The sequence below is a fragment of the Porphyromonas sp. genome, assembly GCF_030529325.1.
Taxonomy (GTDB): domain Bacteria; phylum Bacteroidota; class Bacteroidia; order Bacteroidales; family Porphyromonadaceae; genus Porphyromonas_A.
This window is the reverse complement of sequence record NZ_JAUMXC010000009.1, coordinates 37508-57099: the sequence shown is the minus strand read 5'-3', so window position 1 is coordinate 57099 and position 19592 is coordinate 37508. Positions and strand designations below refer to the sequence as shown.

The 19592-nt window shown below is 47.4% G+C and carries 13 protein-coding genes; 4 read left to right on the top strand and 9 right to left on the bottom strand.

Translation table 11 applies throughout. The annotated features are described in order from the left end of the window. From Q4A14_RS02760 to pheT, 5 genes are all read right to left on the bottom strand, one after another. Nucleotides 1–198 (bottom strand): hypothetical protein (locus tag Q4A14_RS02760; RefSeq protein WP_303169766.1); only part of this gene is annotated, 198 nt, incomplete at its 3' end. 260 nt (nucleotides 199–458) lie between these two features. Then, nucleotides 459–1334, bottom strand: a complete 876-nt coding sequence (locus Q4A14_RS02755) for a CPBP family intramembrane glutamic endopeptidase (protein WP_303169765.1) — start codon at nucleotides 1332–1334, stop codon at nucleotides 459–461. Then, entirely contained in the window at nucleotides 1334–4720 is a 3387-nt protein-coding gene (gene mfd, locus Q4A14_RS02750) for a transcription-repair coupling factor (protein ID WP_303169764.1), read from the bottom strand. Before mfd ends, Q4A14_RS02755 begins: the two co-directional genes overlap by 1 nt. Nucleotides 4721–5068: 348 nt before the next feature. Next, on the bottom strand, nucleotides 5069–5797 hold the full coding sequence (locus Q4A14_RS02745) for a YebC/PmpR family DNA-binding transcriptional regulator (RefSeq protein ID WP_303169763.1): 729 nt from the start codon (nucleotides 5795–5797) through the stop codon (nucleotides 5069–5071). 44 nt (nucleotides 5798–5841) lie between these two features. Further along, the gene (pheT, locus tag Q4A14_RS02740) at nucleotides 5842–8301 is read right to left on the bottom strand and encodes a phenylalanine--tRNA ligase subunit beta (protein ID WP_303169761.1); all 2460 of its coding nucleotides are present in this window, start codon (nucleotides 8299–8301) and stop codon (nucleotides 5842–5844) included. Nucleotides 8302–8612: 311 nt separating this feature from the next. Between pheT and Q4A14_RS02735 the strand changes: the two genes are divergently transcribed. Genes Q4A14_RS02735 through Q4A14_RS02725 form a run of 3 tightly spaced genes read left to right on the top strand, consistent with a single transcriptional unit; the run spans nucleotide 8613 to nucleotide 12522 of the window. Beyond that, entirely contained in the window at nucleotides 8613–10154 is a 1542-nt protein-coding gene (locus Q4A14_RS02735) for a DUF4301 family protein (RefSeq protein WP_303169760.1), read from the top strand. A gap of 43 nt (nucleotides 10155–10197) precedes the next feature. Then, complete coding sequence (locus Q4A14_RS02730; RefSeq protein WP_303169759.1) at nucleotides 10198–11988, top strand: aminopeptidase P family protein; 1791 nt, start codon at nucleotides 10198–10200, stop codon at nucleotides 11986–11988. Nucleotides 11989–12000: 12 nt separating this feature from the next. Further along, nucleotides 12001–12522 (top strand): gamma carbonic anhydrase family protein, encoded by a 522-nt coding sequence (locus Q4A14_RS02725; protein ID WP_303169757.1) that lies wholly within the window; start codon nucleotides 12001–12003, stop codon nucleotides 12520–12522. Between the two features lie 348 nt (nucleotides 12523–12870). Here the strand turns inward: Q4A14_RS02725 and ispG are convergent, their stop codons facing one another. From ispG to rsmA, 4 genes are read right to left on the bottom strand one after another with little or no spacing between them, the layout of a single operon-like run. Continuing rightward, a complete protein-coding gene (gene ispG, locus Q4A14_RS02720) occupies nucleotides 12871–14598 on the bottom strand; it encodes a (E)-4-hydroxy-3-methylbut-2-enyl-diphosphate synthase (protein WP_303169755.1) in 1728 nt (575 codons plus the stop codon). A gap of 17 nt (nucleotides 14599–14615) precedes the next feature. Next, on the bottom strand, nucleotides 14616–16145 hold the full coding sequence (locus Q4A14_RS02715; RefSeq protein ID WP_303169753.1) for a glycoside hydrolase family 10 protein: 1530 nt from the start codon (nucleotides 16143–16145) through the stop codon (nucleotides 14616–14618). Further along, nucleotides 16138–17499 (bottom strand): magnesium transporter, encoded by a 1362-nt coding sequence (gene mgtE / locus Q4A14_RS02710; protein ID WP_303169752.1) that lies wholly within the window; start codon nucleotides 17497–17499, stop codon nucleotides 16138–16140. The genes Q4A14_RS02715 and mgtE overlap by 8 nt, the downstream gene beginning before the upstream one ends. An 18-nt stretch (nucleotides 17500–17517) precedes the next feature. Continuing rightward, nucleotides 17518–18306, bottom strand: coding sequence for a 16S rRNA (adenine(1518)-N(6)/adenine(1519)-N(6))-dimethyltransferase RsmA (gene rsmA, locus Q4A14_RS02705; RefSeq protein ID WP_303169750.1), 789 nt, complete (start codon nucleotides 18304–18306; stop codon nucleotides 17518–17520). Nucleotides 18307–18536: 230 nt separating this feature from the next. Between rsmA and Q4A14_RS02700 the strand changes: the two genes are divergently transcribed. Further along, entirely contained in the window at nucleotides 18537–19541 is a 1005-nt protein-coding gene (locus Q4A14_RS02700; protein WP_303169749.1) for a lysylphosphatidylglycerol synthase transmembrane domain-containing protein, read from the top strand. Nucleotides 19542–19592 lie beyond the last annotated feature (51 nt).

Genomic DNA, 19592 nt, shown 5'->3' with positions numbered 1-19592 from the left:
AGGCTTGTCCCCGTCCTCGGGCTTTTGATCGTCCTTGGACTTCTCCTCTTCCGGTTTTGTCGTGTCCTTTTTGTCAGAGTCTTTTGAAGTCTCTTCTTGGGGAGTCTTTTTGGGGATTGGGCGAACTGATTCATCTTGACACCCTACTGAGAGTAGTATGCCTAATAGGGTTGCTATAATTAAACTTTTCTTAAACATGGGAGTGGTTTTAGATTGATCTCTTACTATTAAAGGAGGTTTTATGATATGTTTATTTGATTATTTGTTCTTTTTGTGGATGCTATTGCTGTATTCTTTTGCAAATTTACAAATAATGATATAATCGGACAAGAGCTTTTTATCAAGGCCTTTGATGAGACTAAGCTCCGCCTTTTTGCTCTCTTTTATAAAAAAGTGGTAGCAACGAGTCTTTCAAGGCTCGTTGCTACCACTTACTTTTTGGGGTTATTGAGTTGTTTTTAGCTTAATTCCTTCTGTTTGTTTCTCATTTTCTTGATGATAAAGATACAGAGGCCGAGGGAAACAAGCATACATATGGTGCTCAATACAGGATAGTCAGGTACAATCTCCGGTGCCTCATTGATGGTATCGCTTGTCCAAAAGAGGATGTAGGCAAGTAAATTGTTGAGTGCATGGATGAGGATAGCCAACCTCAAAGATCCATAGACCGCAACATATCCGAGAAGTACTCCCATTACAACTCTTGGGATAAATCCGCTCCACTGCATGTGCACAGCACTGAAAATGATGGCAGTCAGAAAAACTGCAAAGTGTACTTTCTTGGTTCGGCTTGTTAGCCAGCCTTGCAAAGCACCTCTGAACAGCAGTTCTTCTCCCACAGGGGCAATCACTACGATACTCAGGAAGGTAAAGAATATCGTTGCAGGAGATTTGTCGGACAGCATTATTGCCAAAGACGCGTTGAGTTTCGTTTCGAGTTCCTGTAGTATTTCCCCAAATCCGCCGAGCCATTCGGGATAACCGATAAAGAAGTTCATGTCTGCAGAATACATCATTATGACGTAGGACAGTCCAAAAAGCAGTAACGAATATCCGATGACGGCAGAGTCTCGCGAAGGTGCATCCCTAAACACAAATGTCTCATGTCTACGGCGGTAATAATACTCATTGAGTATGGGCGGTATGATATAAGTACATATCGCAACTATCGTTTGTGTCAGAGCCATTTCCAATGAGGCCGGGAGGGAGGTAAGCATAAACACCCCTCCTGCGACAACACTTGCGATGACTTGAAAGAAAAGAAAGAGCAGGAAAACAGACAATATATACCTTCCCGATGGGGAATGTTGGGTGTTGAACGTTTTAGTGTACATTATGATAAAGTCTTTTCTGATATTTGGGTGAGTATGTCATATGCTTGGGTGATGCTCTTGACCTCTTTTACCGTGATAAATCTCTTGCCGTTCTCTTCACTGAATGTCAGGGTGCGGTTCCATGTAGAGGCATTGGAGAGTATAGTTGCAAAAGTAGCGCTTCGGTAGTAGGCACTGTTGAGATCAGACACGAGTTGGAGACGTAGGAGGTTACGCTTGAGACTGATGCGCTCGATCCCGATGCTCTTCCCGAGGAGTCTGAGGTGAAGGACTTTCAGAAGCTCTTCTGCCTCAAGAGGGAGTTTCCCAAAACGGTCTTCCAGTCTTTCTTTGAAGTCTTGGATGGCTTTTAGCTGAGTGATGGAGTCGAGTTCCCGATAGAGGCCTATGCGTTCGTCATCCCCGGGTATGTAGGTAGGAGGTAGATAGGCTTCGACATCGGTCTCTATATTGGTCTCATAAACATAAGATTTACGCTCCGGTGCGGAAGTAGCCCTTTTGGTATCCTTGGCCTTTTCGTCTTCTTCAAATACTTCGCCAAACTCTTCGTCCCTAAGCTCCATCACTGCTTCCTCAAGGATGCGTCGATAGGTCTCATAGCCCAAGTCGGCAATGAACCCACTTTGCTCTGCTCCCAAGAGATTGCCTGCTCCACGGATGTCCAAGTCCTGCATGGCGATGTGGATACCACTACCAAGATCCGAAAATGTAGTGATACCTCGGATGCGTCGCTTGGCATCCTGAGTCAGCACGTCAAGCGGAGGTGTGATGAGGTAACAGTAAGCTTTGCGATCTCCCCTGCCTACGCGTCCTCGGAGCTGATGCAGGTCGCTCAACCCGAAGCGGTGCGCATCGTTGATGATGATGGTGTTGGCATTGGGGACATCTATGCCATTTTCGACGATGGTTGTCGTGAGGAGCACATCGTACTCGTGGTTGACAAAGTCGATGAGCAAGGTCTCCAGCTCCTTTGGCTCCATCTGTCCGTGACCTATGGCTATCCTCACTCCGGGGACGGCATTACGGATGCTGACGGCTATGTCGTTGAGGTTGTGGATTCGGTTGTGAATAAAGAAGACCTGCCCATCTCTTGCAAGCTCATAATTGATAACCTCGGAGATGATGCCCGTGTCGAAAGTGACCTGCTCGGTGCGGACGGGTTGTCTGTTGGGTGGGGGCGTCTGTATGTTGGACAAGTCTCTCGCTCCCATCAGCGAAAACTGCAAGGTCCTCGGTATCGGAGTCGCTGTCATCGTAAGGGTGTCGATGTGGGTACGGTACTCTCTCAACTTCTCTTTGACAGAGACACCAAACTTCTGCTCTTCGTCGATAATCAACAGTCCCAAGTCGTGGTACTTGACCCTTTTCCCGGTCAGCATGTGTGTGCCTATGATGATATCTATCTTGCCCTCGGCAAGGTCGGCGAGGAGTTGGGATTGTTCTTTTGTCGTCTTCGCTCTGCTGAGGTACTCGACACGGCAAGGGAAGTCTGCAAGTCTCTTCTTGAACGTCCTGTAATGCTGGTAAGCAAGGACTGTCGTTGGTACGAGCACCGCCACCTGCTTGCTGTCCGCAACCGCTTTGAATGCTGCTCGGACCGCGATCTCTGTCTTGCCAAAGCCTACGTCTCCACAGATGAGTCGATCCATAGGGACAGGACGCTCCATATCTTCCTTGACCTGAGCTGTTGCGAGTTCCTGATCGGGGGTGTCTTCGTATGTGAACGAAGCCTCAAGCTCCTTTTGCATAAAAGAGTCCGGACTGAAGGCGAATCCCTTCTCTTCCATCCTCTTGGCATATATCTTGATCAGGTCACGAGCGATGTCCTTGACTTTCTTTTTGGTGCGCTCTTTAAGTTTTTCCCAAGCTCCGGTGCCCAACTTGCTGAGTTGAGGTGGCTCATCATTGTCCTTGCTCTTGTACTTGGAGATGTGATGAAGAGAGTGGATGCTGACGTATATGCTGTCCCCACCTTTGTAGTTGATGCGGACGCACTCCTGCTGCTTACCATTCTGATCTATGGTGAAGAGGCCTGCAAAGACACCCACACCGTGGTTGATATGCACGACATAGTCTCCATGCTCAAACTTATGTATCTCTTTGAGTGTAAGGACGGCATCATTGTGTCGGATGCGATCACTCTTGAGTGTGTACTTGTGAAAACGCTCGAATATGGTGTGGTCGGTATAACAGGCGATACCTGCCCTGCGGTCTACAAATCCTCTGTGAAGGGTAGGGAAGATAGGCTCAAAAGTCACCCCTTGGCCTTGATCCTCAAAGATCGACTCGAGGCGTCTGATCTGGCTCTTCTGACCACTCATGATGGCTGTCATGATGCCCTCCTCTTTATGTCTGAGGATGGCCTCTGAGAGGTGATCAAACTTCTTGTGAAACAGGGGCTCAGGACTCTGTCCAAACTCTACTTCCTTCCATTTCTCCCCGTGCTCGATATTTCGAGATATGAGTGTAAAGTTTTTTATCTTATCGAGGAGTACGGAGGGCTCTATCAAGAATTGGCGCATTTCTTCGAGAGAAGAGTGTATGTTCTCCTCTCTGTGAATGGGAGGTGTGTCGTAGACCTGAGCCAAAGACGAAGGGAGGAATGTCAATTGATCCACATACACGAGGCTCTGTCCGGGTAGCAGGGAGAGTAGGGAGATATGATGACTGCGAGACTGGTTGCTGAACGAAGCGAGTACCGTGACCTCCGAAAGCTTTTCGTGTGAGAGCTGAGTCTCCGGATCAAAGTTTCGGATACTTTCGACCTCATCTCCGAAAAAGTCTATGCGCACAGGATGCTCGTGGGCATAGGAGTAAATATCTATGAGGCTTCCCCTCACGGCAAAAGTCCCGGGATTGTAGACATAGTCGGTTTCTTCGAACCCCATTTCCCAAAGCCTTTCTCTAAGTGCTTTGCGGTCGATCTCATCTCCTATGTGGATGATCTTTCTGTACTTGTCGAAATCCTCCTCATGTACGATGCCTTCCATCAGTGCATCAGGGTATGTGACGATGAATGGAGGCGTATTTCCCGAGCGCAGAGTGTCTATTAATTGTGTGCGCAGTATCTCATTGGCTCCATCAGCCTGACCAAATCTGATTCCTCTTTTGTATAGTGACGGAAAGAAGTATACATGGCTCTCTTGATTTTCTTGATCGAACAAAGCAGAGAGGTCACTATACAAGTACCCGGCCTCATCCTCATCCGTGGCGATGCAGAGCACAGGGGCATGAGCTTCAGATAGAGCTTTGAGTATAAGCGCTATCGCAGAGCCATGTACCTGAGATAGTAAAAAAAGCTTGTGTTTCCCCTCACTGAGATGTTTGCATAGCGAGGAGTAGGCCTTTGTCGATGATAGTCGTGAGACGAGTTGGGAAAGTTCCATAGCCAATGGATAATTACTGTACGGATATATGATGAGAGGGGGATCCCAATGGGTATAAATACATCTGCTTCATGATAACAACTCTCATGGGGGATGAGTTTTTGTCCTCTTATGATCCTCTAAATACCCTTTAGGGAGAAACTCATTCCTCTTAGGAGAGTTATACCTTTCAAGGTAAACTCTTCGATCAAGTTAGACAACTTCATTCATCAAGTTAGACAACCTTTTTGGGTTTGATGCGGATGCGATGGATGGGCTCAAAATGAAACTACGTGTGGCGATAAGCATATACTCATCACCACACGTAGCCTCTCCAAGTCAGTTATAGACGATTTGTGACCGTGATTGTCACTCTTCGCCCTCTTCTTCTTTCATGTTGGTGAAGACGTTCTGCACATCTTCATCCTCTTCGATCTTTTCGATGAGTTTGTTGAGTTGCTCGCGCTGCTCTGCGGTGACGTCTTTGTAGTCCATCGGGATACGAACAAATTCCGCAGTTGTGATCTCCAAACCCTTGTCCTCAAGAGCCTTTTGGATTGCGGAGTTAGACGCAAATTCACCCGAGATGATGATTTCGTCGTCCTCCTCTTCTATCTCATCCACACCGTAGTCAATGAGTTCGAGTTCGAGCTCTTCGAGATCTACTCCCTCTTTCTTCGCTATGTGGAAGACACATTTGTGATCGAATAGGAATTCCAAACTACCTGTTGTGCCAAGCGAACCTCCAAACTTGTTGAAGTAGCTGCGGATATTCGCAACGGTACGAGTGGTGTTGTCTGTCGCAGTCTCCACAAAGATCGCGATACCGTGAGGACCATACCCCTCATAGTTCATCTCCTTGTAGTCGGTGAAGTCCTTCGAAGTTGCTTTCTTGATGGCTCTTTCGACATTGTCCTTAGGCATGTTCTCCTTCTTTGCAGTCTGCATCAAGACTCTCAGACGGGGGTTGGCTTCAGGATCCGGTCCTCCTTCTTTAGCTGCGATGGTTATTTCCTTTCCAAGTTTTGTGAAGACACGAGCCATATTGCCCCAGCGCTTCATTTTTCTTGCTTTGCGGTATTCAAACGCTCTTCCCATGATGTAGGTATTCTTATTTTATTGGTATGGTAATTGTTGGTAAATTATCTTAGTTCGGCACCAAGCTCCTTGTGTAGAGCCTCAAAAAGACGTGCCATGGTCTTTTCGATAGTTCCCTCGGATAGAGTCTTCTCGGCATCTTGCAGCTCAAACGAAACGGCATAAGACTTCTTACCCTCCGGCAGGTGTCTGGGGTCTTCGTAAACGTCGAAGAGGTGTACGCTCTTGAGCAGTTTTTTCTCTGTCTTGTATGCCACCTTTTCGATCTCGACGAATGGTACAGACTTATCGATGAGGAGCGCAAAGTCACGTTTTACAGAAGGGAACTTTGCCACCGGGCTTATTGTTACCTTGCGACCTACGATGCGACCCATGATCTGCCCCCAGTCAAACTCCGCAAAGTACACGGGGCAGTCTATATCCGCTTGCTTTGTGAGCTTGCTGTCTACAATTCCCCAGCGTATGACCTCTGCACCTCCGCGGAGAGAGATGACTTCGCCATTCGCGATGTAGGGGTCTTGATCAGCCGATTCGTATTGTAGTTCGGCAGGAGACAGACCAAGGCGGGACAGTATATTGTAAAGTGTTGCTTTGAGCTCAAATGGTGACACGACACGACTTGGCTCTGCCCAGTTACCTGTAGTCTTGTCGCCTGTCATCCAGACACCAAGTCTGAACGTTTCTTTGTATCCCTTGAGTGGAGTCTTTACGCTATCATCCACACGCTCGTAGCATGAGCCAAACTCAAACATACGTATCGCTGAAGCCTTACGGTTGAGGTTGAATGCCAATGACTCGAGACCTCCGAAAAGCAGCGTCTGTCTCATGGTGGAGAGATCCCCGGAGAGTGGATTGAGTAGGCGCACAGCCTTGGCCTGCAAGTCTTCGGATGAAGCGTAGTAGCTTTCCTTGGAGAGGGAGTTGTTCAGTATCTCGTGAAATCCTGCACCCACAAGTTGCTCGGAGATGACCTGTTGGAGATGGATGCTGATATCGGTAGATCCTGCAGGTGCTATTGTGCTTGACAGCTTGTGAGTAAGAGGGATCTCATTGTAGCCGTATATGCGGAGGATGTCCTCTATGACATCGACATCACGAGTCACGTCGTATCTGTATCGGGGGACTTCGAGATGCATCATACCATCCTCTTCTTTTGCTATTTTGATGTCAAGAGCCGCAAGGATAGCACGTACTTTGTCCTCGGGGATCTCTATGCCGATGAGTTGGTTGATCTTTTCAAAAGATAGGTCGATCTTATACGGACCGACAGGCTCAGGATAAATATCATAGATGCACGAAGCTACCTTACCTCCGGCAATCTCGGTGATGAGATAGGCCGCACGGTGGAGACCTTTCAGTGTGGCTTCGGCGTCAAGACCTCGCTCAAATCTGAACGAACTGTCAGAACTCAATGTGTGACGACGAGCACTCTTACGGACGAATGTCGGATGGAATGTGGCAGACTCAAGGAACAAGTCCACTGTGCTTTCGCTCACACCTGAGTCTATTCCTCCCATGACTCCTGCAAGGCAAAGTGGGCGTTTGTCATCGCAGATTGCAAGATCTCTGTCGGTTAGTTTTCGCTCTACTCCGTCGAGAGTAGTGAGAACTTCACCTTCACGGGCGAGGCGCACATGGATACCTCCTTTGATCTTGCCAAGGTCAAACGCATGTAGAGGTTGTCCGAGCTCATGGAGAACATAGTTAGTCACGTCAACAATGTTGTTGATAGACTTTTGATCTATAGACTCAAGAGCCTGGCGCAACCATTCGGGAGAAGGACCGACCTTCACGCCTTTGATCACGATACCGGAGTATCTGAGGCAGGCTTCCGGAGAGTCCAACGTTACTTTTATCGGCTCTTCGCTTGTTGGTTCTATCTTTCCTTCGGGATATCTTAGCGTGGCCTCTATACCTCTGCTCTTGAGGTAGGCATACAAGTCACGTGCGACACCGTAGTGTGATGTGGCATCGACACGGTTGGGGGTGATGTCTACTTCGATGATGGCGTCCGAAGATATATTGAAATATTCTGCGGCAGGCATCCCGGCAGGGAGATCGTTTGGCAATACCATGATACCGTCATGGCTTGAACCTAGTCCTATCTCAACTTCCGAACAGATCATACCCCTCGACTCTTCTCCACGTATCTTGCTCTTCTTGATCTTGAAAGACTCCTCGCCACTGTAAAGGGTGGTCCCTTCGGTGGCTACGACGACAGTCTGACCTGCAGCAATATTCGGAGCCCCGCAGACGATCTGGAGAGGCTCAGCACTGATCTCTGCTCCAAGATCTACAGTGGTGACATGGAGATGATCAGAGTTGGTGTGCTCATGGCAGGTCAATACCTTGCCGATGGCAAGACCTCTCAGTCCGCCTTTGACCGATTCGTACTCTTCTATACCACCGACCTCAAGACCTATAGATGTCAATACTTTCCCGATCTCTTCGGGAGACATGTCGAAGTCTACGTACTTCTTCAACCAAGAGTAAGATATATTCATAGTGTTGTTACGTAATTTTTTTCAGTCTTGTACACACTTAAATACAAGTTCACTGTATTTTAGTACGCAAATTTAATCATTTATATCCATCTCAACCACTTGTTGATGTGCAAATTCGGATAGATATCCCAAAAGTCGTACCGGACAAAATGAGATATTGTGCGCCCCTCGACGGAAAGTCGGCCGGTGTCACAAAATTGCAGGCTCGGACAGCTTTGCCCAAAAACTTTTATCGAAGGACCAAAAAATGTTTTCTACTCCCTTAGAAAAGTGATATATTTGTAGATAGCGTGGTAAACACTTAATATCTTATGCAAGCATATACTTTTACTCCGGAAGATCTTGAGCAGATCAAGGCGAAAAACATATCTAAAACAACGGTGGAGAAACAACTTCGCCGATTCGAGAAGGGATACTCTTTCCTCAATGTCCTAAAGGCCGCAGATGATACCTGTGGGATCAAATCTCTCAGTCAGGATGAGTTGAATACTTATCTCGACAAATGGAGCCTCCTCCTGAAAGATCCAAAAAGTGAGGTTGTCAAGTTTGTCCCTGCGTCAGGTGCAGCTTCGAGGATGTTCAAGGATTTGTTCAAGTTTTTTGCTGATGGCAGTGACAATCTCGATACTGCTCCTCCTTCGGTCAAGGAACTACTTGATAATCTTTCCAACTTCGCTTTTGGCGATACGCTCAATCGCGTATGTCTCGTGAACAATTGGAAGACGATGACAAAGCTCTATCAACAGGGAGAGTACAAAGCAATCATAGAGAACCTTATCGAAGCAAAAGGTCTCAACTATGGACACCTCCCCAAGGCTCTTATCCCTTTCCATACTTATTCGGAGGGTACTCGTACGGCGATGGAAGAGCATCTTGCAGAGGGAGCATTGTATGCCAAAAATATCTCGGGTCGAGTGAAGCTTCACTTTACGATCTCTCCCGATCATATCGATCCGTTCAAGTCCCTTCTGATGAAAAAGACTGAGAAGTGGGAAGACTTTTTCTCTGTTCATTATGATGTTACTTACAGCATACAGAAGCCTGAGACGGACACAATAGCGGTAGATATGGACAATAATCCGCTGCGAGAAAAAGATGGCTCCTTGATCTTCAGACCCGGAGGACATGGTGCTCTCATCCGTAACCTCAATGATATAGATGCGGATGTCATCTTTATCAAGAATATAGACAATGTCGTTCCTGACAGATACAAAAGCGAAACGATCATATACAAAAAAGCACTTGGTGGCTACCTCATCTCTCTGAGAGATAAAGTCTACGAGTACATGCGTATCCTCAACGATGAGAAGAGAAAGGCTATCGTGGTGCCTGAGATCAGAGCATTTCTCCACAAGGCTTTTGCCATAGAGACTCCCGGGCTTGAGGGACGTCCTCATGCAGAGTGCATTGAGCCGCTCCGTAAGATACTTAACCGTCCTATCCGAGTGTGTGGTATGGTACGCAATGAGTCTGAGCCCGGAGGTGGTCCTTACCTTGTTCGCAACGATGACGGCACGACTTCGCTTCAGATACTCGAGAGTACACAGATCAATATGAATGATCCTGCAATGAGAGAGATATTTGATAACGGTAAGTACTTTAATCCCGTGGATATTGTCTGCTGCGTCAGAGACTACAAGGGGAAGAAGTTCAACCTCACAGCATTTGTCAATGAAGAGACAGGCTTCATCAGCTATAAGAGTAAGGATGGCAAGGAACTCAAAGCACTCGAACTTCCGGGATTGTGGAATGGTGCCATGTCGGAGTGGAATACCGCCTTTGTCGAAGTTCCTGCATCCACATTCCAACCTGTAAAGGTCGTCAATGATCTGCTAAGACCTGCTCACAGATAGAAAATATAATAATCAACCAAATCAATAAAACGAATCAAAGCCTATGGCAACAGTAATCAAAGCAAGGCTTACATCTTTGAGAGAAAAGATGGAAGCGACAGGTATACAAGCATATATCATACCAAGCTCAGACTGCCATCTGAGCGAGTATGTCCCCGAGTGTTGGAAGGATAGAGAGTGGATCTCAGGGTTCAATGGATCTGCCGGGACAGTTGTTGTTACTCTCGATCGTGCCGGTTTGTGGACAGACTCTCGTTATTTCCTTCAAGGGGCTGAACAACTTGAAGGTACGACCATCGAACTCTTCAAGCAGGGTCTTCCGGAGACTCCTTCGATCGCTCAATTCTTGAGAAAAGAACCGGGTATCAAGAAAGTCGGATTTTTCGGTCGTGCAATGTCTGTTAATGAGGCTAACGGTTACAAGAGAGACCTTACCGTCGCAGGTATTGAGGTTGTCACAGATCAAGACCTTGTCACCGAGGTACGCACGACCCTTCCTGAGATACCTATGCACAAGTTCTTTATCCAACCCCTCGAATACGCAGGACGCAGTGTGCAAGACAAAGTTGTGGATGTACGTAAGGCTCTTGATGATGCCGGAGCGAACACAATGATCATCACAATGCTTGATGAGATTGCTTGGCTCTTCAACGTCCGTGGTACTGATGTGGACTACAATCCCGTGGGTATTGCTTACGGTATGATCACCCGCAATGAGGTGAGGTTTTACACTTTTGCCGAAAAACTCACACCCGAAGTCAAGGCTCATCTCGAAGGCAGCGGGGTTGTCATCAAACCTTATGCAGAGATATACAATGATGTACCGGCTTTGTGTGAGAAGTCCATTCTGATCATCGACCCTGCTCGTACCAACTTTGCTCTTGCTTCGGCAGTACCTGCACATTGTGTTGTCATCAACCAGTTGTCACCAATCACTCTCCTCAAAGCTTGTAAGAATGAAGCCGAATACAAAGGTTACCAAGCAGCGATGAAGCGTGACGGAGTTGCTCTTACTCGCTTCTTCATTTGGCTCGAAAAGGAACTTAATGAGGGTCGCACTCCCGACGAAGTAGAGATCGGAGAAGTTCTTGCATCTTTCCGCGCCAAAGGCGAATATTATGTTTCCGACAGCTTCGCAACCATAGCGGGCTACAACGGACATGGTGCTATCGTTCACTACCGTGCTGAGCGTCCTACAGCTTACAAGGTTGAGCGCAAAGGTATGCTCCTTCTCGACTCGGGTGGTCAGTACAATGACGGGACAACAGACATCACACGTACGATTTCTCTCGATGGCAATCCTACCAAGAGACAAAAAGAGGACTACACTCGTGTGCTCATGGGACATATTGACATCGCTACTGCGATCTTCCCACAAGGCACAAGGGGCTCTCAACTCGATATCCTTGCTCGTAAGGCACTTTGGGACAACTGCCAAAACTATGGTCACGGTACAGGACACGGCGTGGGACACTTCCTCAATGTGCACGAAGGTCCGCAGAACATCCGCATGGACGAAAATCCAACGACATTGCGTATCGGCATGGTGACTTCCAACGAGCCCGGTTACTATCTTGCCAACGAGTACGGTATCCGTATCGAAAACCTCATCCGCACCATCCCATACAGAGAGACTATAGATGGTACGTTCTATGCGTTTGAGACCCTCACACTTTGCTACCTCGACAATGCGCTTGTAGAGACAGGCATGCTCTCTGCACCACAACTCAAGTGGTACAACGAGTATCAAGAGAGAGTCTACAGAGAATTGTCTCCTCTCCTCTCTGCAGAAGAGGCAGCATGGTTGCGTAACAAGACTTTGCCATTAGCATAACAAATACCTTATATGGCAATAATACAGACAGTAAGAGGGCTGACCCCGGATATCCATCCATCATGTTTCCTTGCCGCCAATGCGGTAGTCGTGGGAGATGTGGTGATGGGCGAGGGGAGCAGTGTCTGGTTTTCGGCTGTCGTCCGTGGAGACGTCAATAGCATCCGTATCGGAAAGAACGTCAATATCCAAGACGGTGCCGTCATCCATACGCTCTACCAAAAGTCCGTATCGATCCTCGAAGACAACGTATCTATTGGTCACAATGCGATCATTCACGGAGCGAAGGTTGAGACAGGTGCGCTCATAGGTATGGGTGCTATCATCATGGACAATGCAGTAGTCGGAGCAGGAGCTATCATTGCAGCAGGTAGCGTAGTACTCGCAGGGACAGAGATCCCCGCAGGTGCGCTGTACGCAGGAGTGCCGGCGAAGTTTGTCAAGATGGTTGATCCCGAACAAGCGCAAACGATGAATAAGCGCATCGCCGAAAACTATCAGATGTACGCATCGTGGTTCCCACCGCAAGATTGATTCGCGTTACAATCAACCAAATAAAACAGGCAGAGAAGGATGTCCTTCTCTGCCTGTTTTGCTATGGGGCCCCGTCATTAAACTTCCTCAAAGGTCTGAAAGAAGTTGTCTAACTTGATTCATCAAGGTAGGCACATCGATTCATCAAGGTAGGCACATTAATTTAGAGGCTTCCAGGTTTTATTATTCTTGCTCTTCTGTTCTTCAATTTGTTTAGTGATGCCGGCTCTAAAAAACTTTTATCGGAGAGAAATTAGGAAAGAATATGTCGTTGAGATAAAAAATAAATGGGTGCCATAAGACCAAATCAAGTCAAATGGCACCCATTTATCTGTTTCTTCTTTGCTTTTATTCCGGATCTACCCAGTCTCCGTGTGAACGGATGAGATCAATGAGGCGGTCTACGGCTTCGGACTGAGGGATCTTGCGGGCTACACATTCCTTGCCTTTATAGAGATCGATGTCTCCGGGAGACGATCCTACATAACCATAGTCTGCATCTGCCATCTCCCCGGGACCGTTTACGATACATCCCATGACTCCTATCTTGAGCCCCTTGAGGTGTCCGGTTGCCGCCTTGACGCGTGCCACGGTCTCTTGCAGATCAAAGAGTGTACGGCCACAGCCCGGACATGATATGTACTCGGTCTTGGTTATCCTGCGTCGGGTCGATTGGAGCAGACCGAAAGATAGTCTTGCAAGTTCGATAGCTGTAAGGTTGGGAGCCTCAAGCCAAAGTCCAGCACATTCACCTCGCAACAATGCACCTCCCAGATAGTATCCCATACGTATTGCTACTTCTGATGCAGGAGCTTCGGATGAGACTTTGACTGCGTAGGGGCGTTGGGCAACTTCTCCCACGGCTTTGAGCATATTAGGGATGTCGGGGTGAGTTATTTCAACGATGATAAGTTGGTTTTCCGCTGCTTTCTTGAGCAGGTCAGGGTTCTTGAGGAGATCTTCATCCCTTATGGTGAAAATATCGGAGGACTTGAGTGTTTTGTATTCTGCAAAGTCTGATGCATTGCTGTCGTCCGACAGGATAAGGATATCGGGGCGTTCATCGGTTTTCAGGCTATTGAGCTCGGACATAGCCGGGCATATCACCACCGGTACCGAATAGCCATCAAAGAGTTGTGGTGCAGAGGTATTGTTACGATCGATGGTCTCGAACGAGATCGATGGGGCCTGAGCTTGCTCTTCCACACATTTTACAAGGGCTTTGCCGACCGGGATCTCGGATTCGGGGGCCTCGCTGAGAGATACTCGTATGGTGTCTCCGATCCCATCCGCAAGGAGCGAGCCTATGCCCGTTGCACTTTTTACTCTTCCATCCTCTCCATCACCTGCTTCGGTGACTCCGAGGTGTAGGGGAAACGACATGCCTTGAGCCGCCATCCTCTCACAGAGGAGGCGTACCGTCGTGGTCATGACAATCGTGTTTGAGGCTTTTATAGAGATGACTACATCTCGAAAATCCTTTGCTACGCATACCGAGAGAAACTCCATGCAACTCTCGACCATACCTTCGGGGGTATCTCCGTAACGGCTCATTATGCGATCGGAAAGAGATCCATGATTGACGCCTATACGGATTGCGGTGTTGTGGGTGCGACAGTGATCCAAAAATTCTGAAAATGACGCTTGCAACCCCGCTACCTCTTGAGCGTACTCTTCATCAGTGTAGTCGATGACTTTGAATTTGCGAGCCGGGTCATAGAAGTTGCCCGGATTGATACGGACTTTCTCTATATGCTTTGCAGCCTCATAAGCCGCCTGGGGATTGAAGTGGATATCTGCCACGAGGGGGATGTCTACTCCCTGTGCATCCAGACCTGCCCTCACTTCGGCAAGAGCCTTGGCTTCGCGAGTGCCTTGTGCTGTGAAGCGCACGATAGAGCCACCTGCGTCCACGATCCGCTTCGTCTGAGCTATGCCCGCTTCGATATCGTTGGTGTTGACATTGGTCATCGACTGTACGACGATGGGAGCATCACCACCGATCGTCACCTTTCCGACTTTTATAGGGTGAGTTTTACGGCGTTGGTAGCTGTAAACTTTAGTATATCTGTTCATTGAGTGTTGTGAAATAGTTAGATGACAGCTTTCACTCGCTTACTCATCTTGCTCTCGATATTGTATCGATTGACTTGAGTAACGAAGTAGCTGACTTTTGTCTTGCCGTTGAGAACGGGCAACTTATAGAACGGTTGTTGCGTGATGGCAACGATGTCTTCGGGGGACTCCCCATCTGTGTCTTTGCGGCTGCGGTCGTATGCATAGACGACATAGTACTTGATCGCCGCTCCCTCTGCATATAGTGCGGTATTCCATTTGAGATACCTGCCATCAGGGGTGTTTTCTATCCATAAGTCTTCGATCTGTTCCGGCTTATGTGCGCCCAAAGATATGTTTTCATAAGAAGGCGTCAGTGCCGGTAGATACCAGTATTCTTTGGTGAGTTTTTGCGTTATTTTTTTGTAGTCTTTGAAGATTTCATCACCCGGCCACATAGCCACCCCTTGGGATGTATTATGAGCAATGATGAGTTTGGGATGAAGTTGATCCACCTTCATCGTACGCTCCACACTTTGGCCGATATAGTAGTGTGCCTTTGTCAAGTGCTTTTGCCACCAGTAAGCCAGCTCTGTATAGTCCGCTGCTTTGTGTCCCATTTCCCAATACAACTGTGGCATAATGTAGTCTACCCAGCCTTTTTTGTCCCAAAGGAGCACATCGGCATAGAGTTCGTCATAGTTCTGAAGCCCATTGGTGAGAGAGCCTTTTGACCAGCTTTTTTGATTGCGATATATCCCAAACGGGCTGATGCCGAAACGAACATAAGGTTTGAAAGCATCTATGGTTGCTTTGAGTTCTTCCACCAGTTTGTTGACATTGTCTCTGCGCCACTCTCGGATGTCGGTAAAGCCCCTCGGTTGGAGTCTGAATGTCTCCTCGTCGGGAAAAGGTACACCGGCAACAGGGTAGGGGTAGAAGTAGTCATCCATGTGTATGGCGTCGATGTCGTAGCGTCTTACGATGTCTCCGACAACCAAGCATATGTAGTCCCGACAAGCTTTGAGCCCGGGGTTGTACAGGAGCTGATTGTTGTATTTCAGAAACCATTCGGGATGGCGATGATAGGGATGTAGGTAGGAGAGGGTATTGGATGCACTTGTGGCAGCACGATAGGGATTGATCCATGCGTGAAACTCCATACAGCGCTTATGGCACTCTTCTATGAGAAAAGCCATCGGATCCCACGAGGTGTCCGGAGCTTGTCCCTGCACTCCCGTCAAAAATCTGCTCCAAGGCTCCAAATCGCTGCGATACCACGCATCGCTCTCCGGACGTATCTGAAAGATGACCGTGTTGAACCCGGCTCTTTGGAGATAGTCAAGCTTGCGTACGAAGTCGGCTTTCATCTGTTCGGTCGTCATCTGTGCGTATTCGCCTCTGAAGACAGTGGGTAGCCATGCGGCACGCATCTCATGCTTTTTAGGAGTATATTCTGCAGAGTAGGATTTCTTGGCCTGTCTTTGGACAAAGTCCTTTTTACTGCGGCAGGAAAAAAGAAGTAGAGCAATAGTAACTCCGATACAGATGTGTATAAACTTAGACATTGAGGTACGAGCTGAGTAGAGTGGTGATAAGCATATATATAAACATCCCAATAAGGTCATTCGTGATCGTGATGAATGGACCCGTCGCTCTTGCCGGATCGAGGTTGAGTTTGTCAAGCATCAATGGGACAAAGGTGCCAAAGATACTTGCAAAAAGGACAACAGAGAAGAGGCTGATAGAGACGGAAGCCATGACGATAATGTCTTTGACGTAGAAGTAGTTGTAGACAAAAACAACAAGGCTTATGATGCTTGCATTGATGATGGAGACAGCAAGCTCTTTGGATAGTAGTTTGAAAAGTCCTCCATCTTTGATGCTGTTGTTGGCAAGGCCTTGGACAACAATCGCCGAAGACTGGATACCCACATTCCCTCCTGTCCCCCCGATGAGAGGGATGAAGAGTGGTAGGGTGGGATTGGCAGCGAACATACTCTCATAACCTCCGAGTATGACAGAGTTGCCTATCCCTCCGAGCATACCGATGAGCAGCCAAGGTAGGCGAGCTGCTGTCTGACGGATCACAGTGTCTGAACTCTCGACGTCTTGTGTAAGACCGGACGCGAGTTGGTAATCTTTTTCGTGCTGTTCCCTCATCTCATCGACAACATCATCGACGGTGATACAGCCCGTAAGGCGTCCGATACTATCAACTACAGGGATCGCTACAAGGTCATAGCGTTCGATAGCTTGGATCACATCCTCTATGGGATCATCGACTTCAATCGAGATGGGATCTTTGTCCATGACGTGCTTGACCTTGGACACTGAAGGATTGGTGATCACCTTTTTTATCGGCAATACACCCTTGAGACGATCTTCATCGTCTACGACATATATGTAGTAGAGTTCATCGAGTTCTTCTGCCTGATGCCGCATCTCCTCGACACACTTGGGCATACTCCAGTTCTCATTGATGACCACCATCTCTTTACGCATGACACCACCTGCAGTGCCCTCGTCATAGCGCAGAAGGTCGATGATCTCACCGGCTTGCTCTACATCCGAGACGTGAGAAAGGATCTCATCTTGTTGGTCTTCGTCAAGCTCACGCATGAGATCTACCGCATCATCGGTATCCATGTTGACGATAAATGTTTCTGCGATCTCCTCATTCGTCAGCTTGTCAAGGACATCACGACGCTCATCCTCATCAAGCTCCATGAGGACATCTGCTGCGGCATCTCCATCGAGCAGACGATATACGTAGATTGTATCTTCGATCGAGTGCTCGTCAAAGAGTTCTGCTATGTCTGCCGGGTGCATGTCGCCCAGCATCTTGCGCACTTGGCTGTCGTTGCGCTCTGCTATATATTGTTTTAGCTGATCGATCTCAGCTTTGGTGAATTCTGCCATATCCCCTGGTTTGCCAACTTATTTATTCTCCGAAATAATCTCAGTCACTAAGTGTGTGAGCTCTACAAACTCCTCTACATCCAATTGCTCGGGTCTTTTGCCCAACAATGGATGCTCTTGCGGCAATGGGGCATCTCCTGTGATAGGCTTGATGGAATTGCGTATGGTTTTGCGTCTTCTGTTGAATGTCGTTTTGACAATATTCTTGAACAACCGTTCGTCGCAATCCAAGTCGGTGCGTTGGTTACGGACGAGACGTATCACTCCACTTTTGACTTTGGGGGGCGGAGTAAAGACATGCTCATCAACCGTAAAGAGGTACTCTATATCGTACCATGCCCTTAGGAGTACACTCAATATCCCGTAGTCTTTGTTGCCCGGAGGTGATGCCAATCGTGCAGCAACCTCTTTTTGGAGCATCCCTCCACAGGCAGGGATGAGGTCTCTGTACTCCAAGATGTGGAAAAAGATCTGAGAACTGATATTGTATGGGAAATTGCCGATGACCATGAAAGGACGACCTTCGAAGACTTTGTTGAGATCCATCCGCAAGAAGTCCTGGCTGATGATATCCTTGCGTAGAGCAGGGTAGTGCTCGTTGAGATAGTCCACCGACTCGGTATCTATCTCGACGACTTTAACCTCCGAATAAGTTTCAAGCAAATACTGAGTCAAGACTCCCATCCCCGGTCCGACCTCCAAGATAGGAAGCGAGATGTCAGAGAGGGATACAGCTATACGTTTGGCTATATCGAGATCATTGAGGAAGTGTTGTCCGAGTGATTTTTTTGCTCTTACTAATTTCATCTGATATGTGGCTATCGGCTCTACAAGGAGGCTGCTCTCGCAACCACTTTTTGAAGAATATGTATTATATTTGCTCGTATAATCAAATCGTTGGAGCATTTGATATAACAAAGCTATTAATCAGTAACAAATGTACGAAAAAAGAAGGGACTAACAGGCATTGTCGGTGATCGGCATGGTAGAACTATCAATCCCTCTTTACCTTGACCACATATCTCAACATCTCATATATGAAGCTCAACAAAGCACTCTCCACAGCATTACGCATCTTCATTCCTCTTGCTTTTGGTATACTTATCTTGTGGTTACTTTACCGTAATATGGACTTTGATGAGTTGTGGAAGACTCTCAAATCTGATGCAAATTTTGGGATTATCGGTTTGTCTCTGATCTTTGGCTTCATTGCGAATACCGTCCGTGGACTTCGTTGGGATATCCTCATCAAGGCGACTGGAGAGGAGTCACGAGTGATCAACTCCGTGCTTGCCACTCATGGCAACTACGCTGTCAATATGGCTCTGCCTCGTATGGGAGAGGTGTGGAGATGTGGTGTGATGAGTCACTACTCAGGCATAGGCTTTCCAAAACTTTTCGGGACACTGCTTATAGATAGAGCTTTTGATTTTGTTATTGTTGGCTTACTATTGGCTTTTGCTGGGATATTCAACATTGGTTTTTTCAGCACCTTCTTCGAAAATAATCCTACTCTTTTTGAGACAGTACGACAGATCTTCAACTCTACAATCCTATATGTGGGTCTCGCGATTTTTCTCTTTGCTGCTTATATCGTGTGGCGCTATTTCAGGCATTTGACCCTCGTGCAGAAAATCATTGGAGCCGTCAAAAACGTATGGCAGGGACTCAAGAGTATCGCAACGCTCAAGGATAAGTGGCTCTTCATTATCTACTCTATCCTTCTTTGGGGAGGATATTTTCTCTTCTTCTATACCACATTCTTCGCTTTCAGCTTTACCGCAGATTTGGGCCTTCGTATAGGCTTGATTGCATTTATCATGAGTAGTATTGCCGTGGCTGCACCTGTGCAGGCAGGTATGGGGGCTTGGCACTTTATGGTCATATATACACTCGCCGCTTTTGGTGTGTCCAAGTCCGATGCCGGTAGTTTTGCTCTTATTGTGCACACCATACAGACTCTCTTCACCACCCTCATCGGTATCATTGCTATGGGGCTTTTGCCTGTGGTCAATAAAAAAGTGACTTTGGGTCAAAAATAAAGACTTTAATCAATTCTTTATAATTCAGCTGATTAAATATATTCGCTGAAA

Bases quoted from the DNA above. Each gene is read 5' to 3' on its own strand.
- Q4A14_RS02755 (WP_303169765.1), bottom strand. From the start codon at position 1,334: ATGTACACTAAAACGTTCAACACCCAACATTCCCCATCGGGAAGGTAT.
- mfd (WP_303169764.1), bottom strand. From the start codon at position 4,720: ATGGAACTTTCCCAACTCGTCTCACGACTATCATCGACAAAGGCCTAC.
- Q4A14_RS02745 (WP_303169763.1), bottom strand. From the start codon at position 5,797: ATGGGAAGAGCGTTTGAATACCGCAAAGCAAGAAAAATGAAGCGCTGG.
- pheT (WP_303169761.1), bottom strand. From the start codon at position 8,301: ATGAATATATCTTACTCTTGGTTGAAGAAGTACGTAGACTTCGACATG.
- Q4A14_RS02735 (WP_303169760.1), top strand. From the start codon at position 8,613: ATGCAAGCATATACTTTTACTCCGGAAGATCTTGAGCAGATCAAGGCG.
- Q4A14_RS02730 (WP_303169759.1), top strand. From the start codon at position 10,198: ATGGCAACAGTAATCAAAGCAAGGCTTACATCTTTGAGAGAAAAGATG.
- Q4A14_RS02725 (WP_303169757.1), top strand. From the start codon at position 12,001: ATGGCAATAATACAGACAGTAAGAGGGCTGACCCCGGATATCCATCCA.
- ispG (WP_303169755.1), bottom strand. From the start codon at position 14,598: ATGAACAGATATACTAAAGTTTACAGCTACCAACGCCGTAAAACTCAC.
- Q4A14_RS02715 (WP_303169753.1), bottom strand. From the start codon at position 16,145: ATGTCTAAGTTTATACACATCTGTATCGGAGTTACTATTGCTCTACTT.
- mgtE (WP_303169752.1), bottom strand. From the start codon at position 17,499: ATGGCAGAATTCACCAAAGCTGAGATCGATCAGCTAAAACAATATATA.
- rsmA (WP_303169750.1), bottom strand. From the start codon at position 18,306: ATGAAATTAGTAAGAGCAAAAAAATCACTCGGACAACACTTCCTCAAT.
- Q4A14_RS02700 (WP_303169749.1), top strand. From the start codon at position 18,537: ATGAAGCTCAACAAAGCACTCTCCACAGCATTACGCATCTTCATTCCT.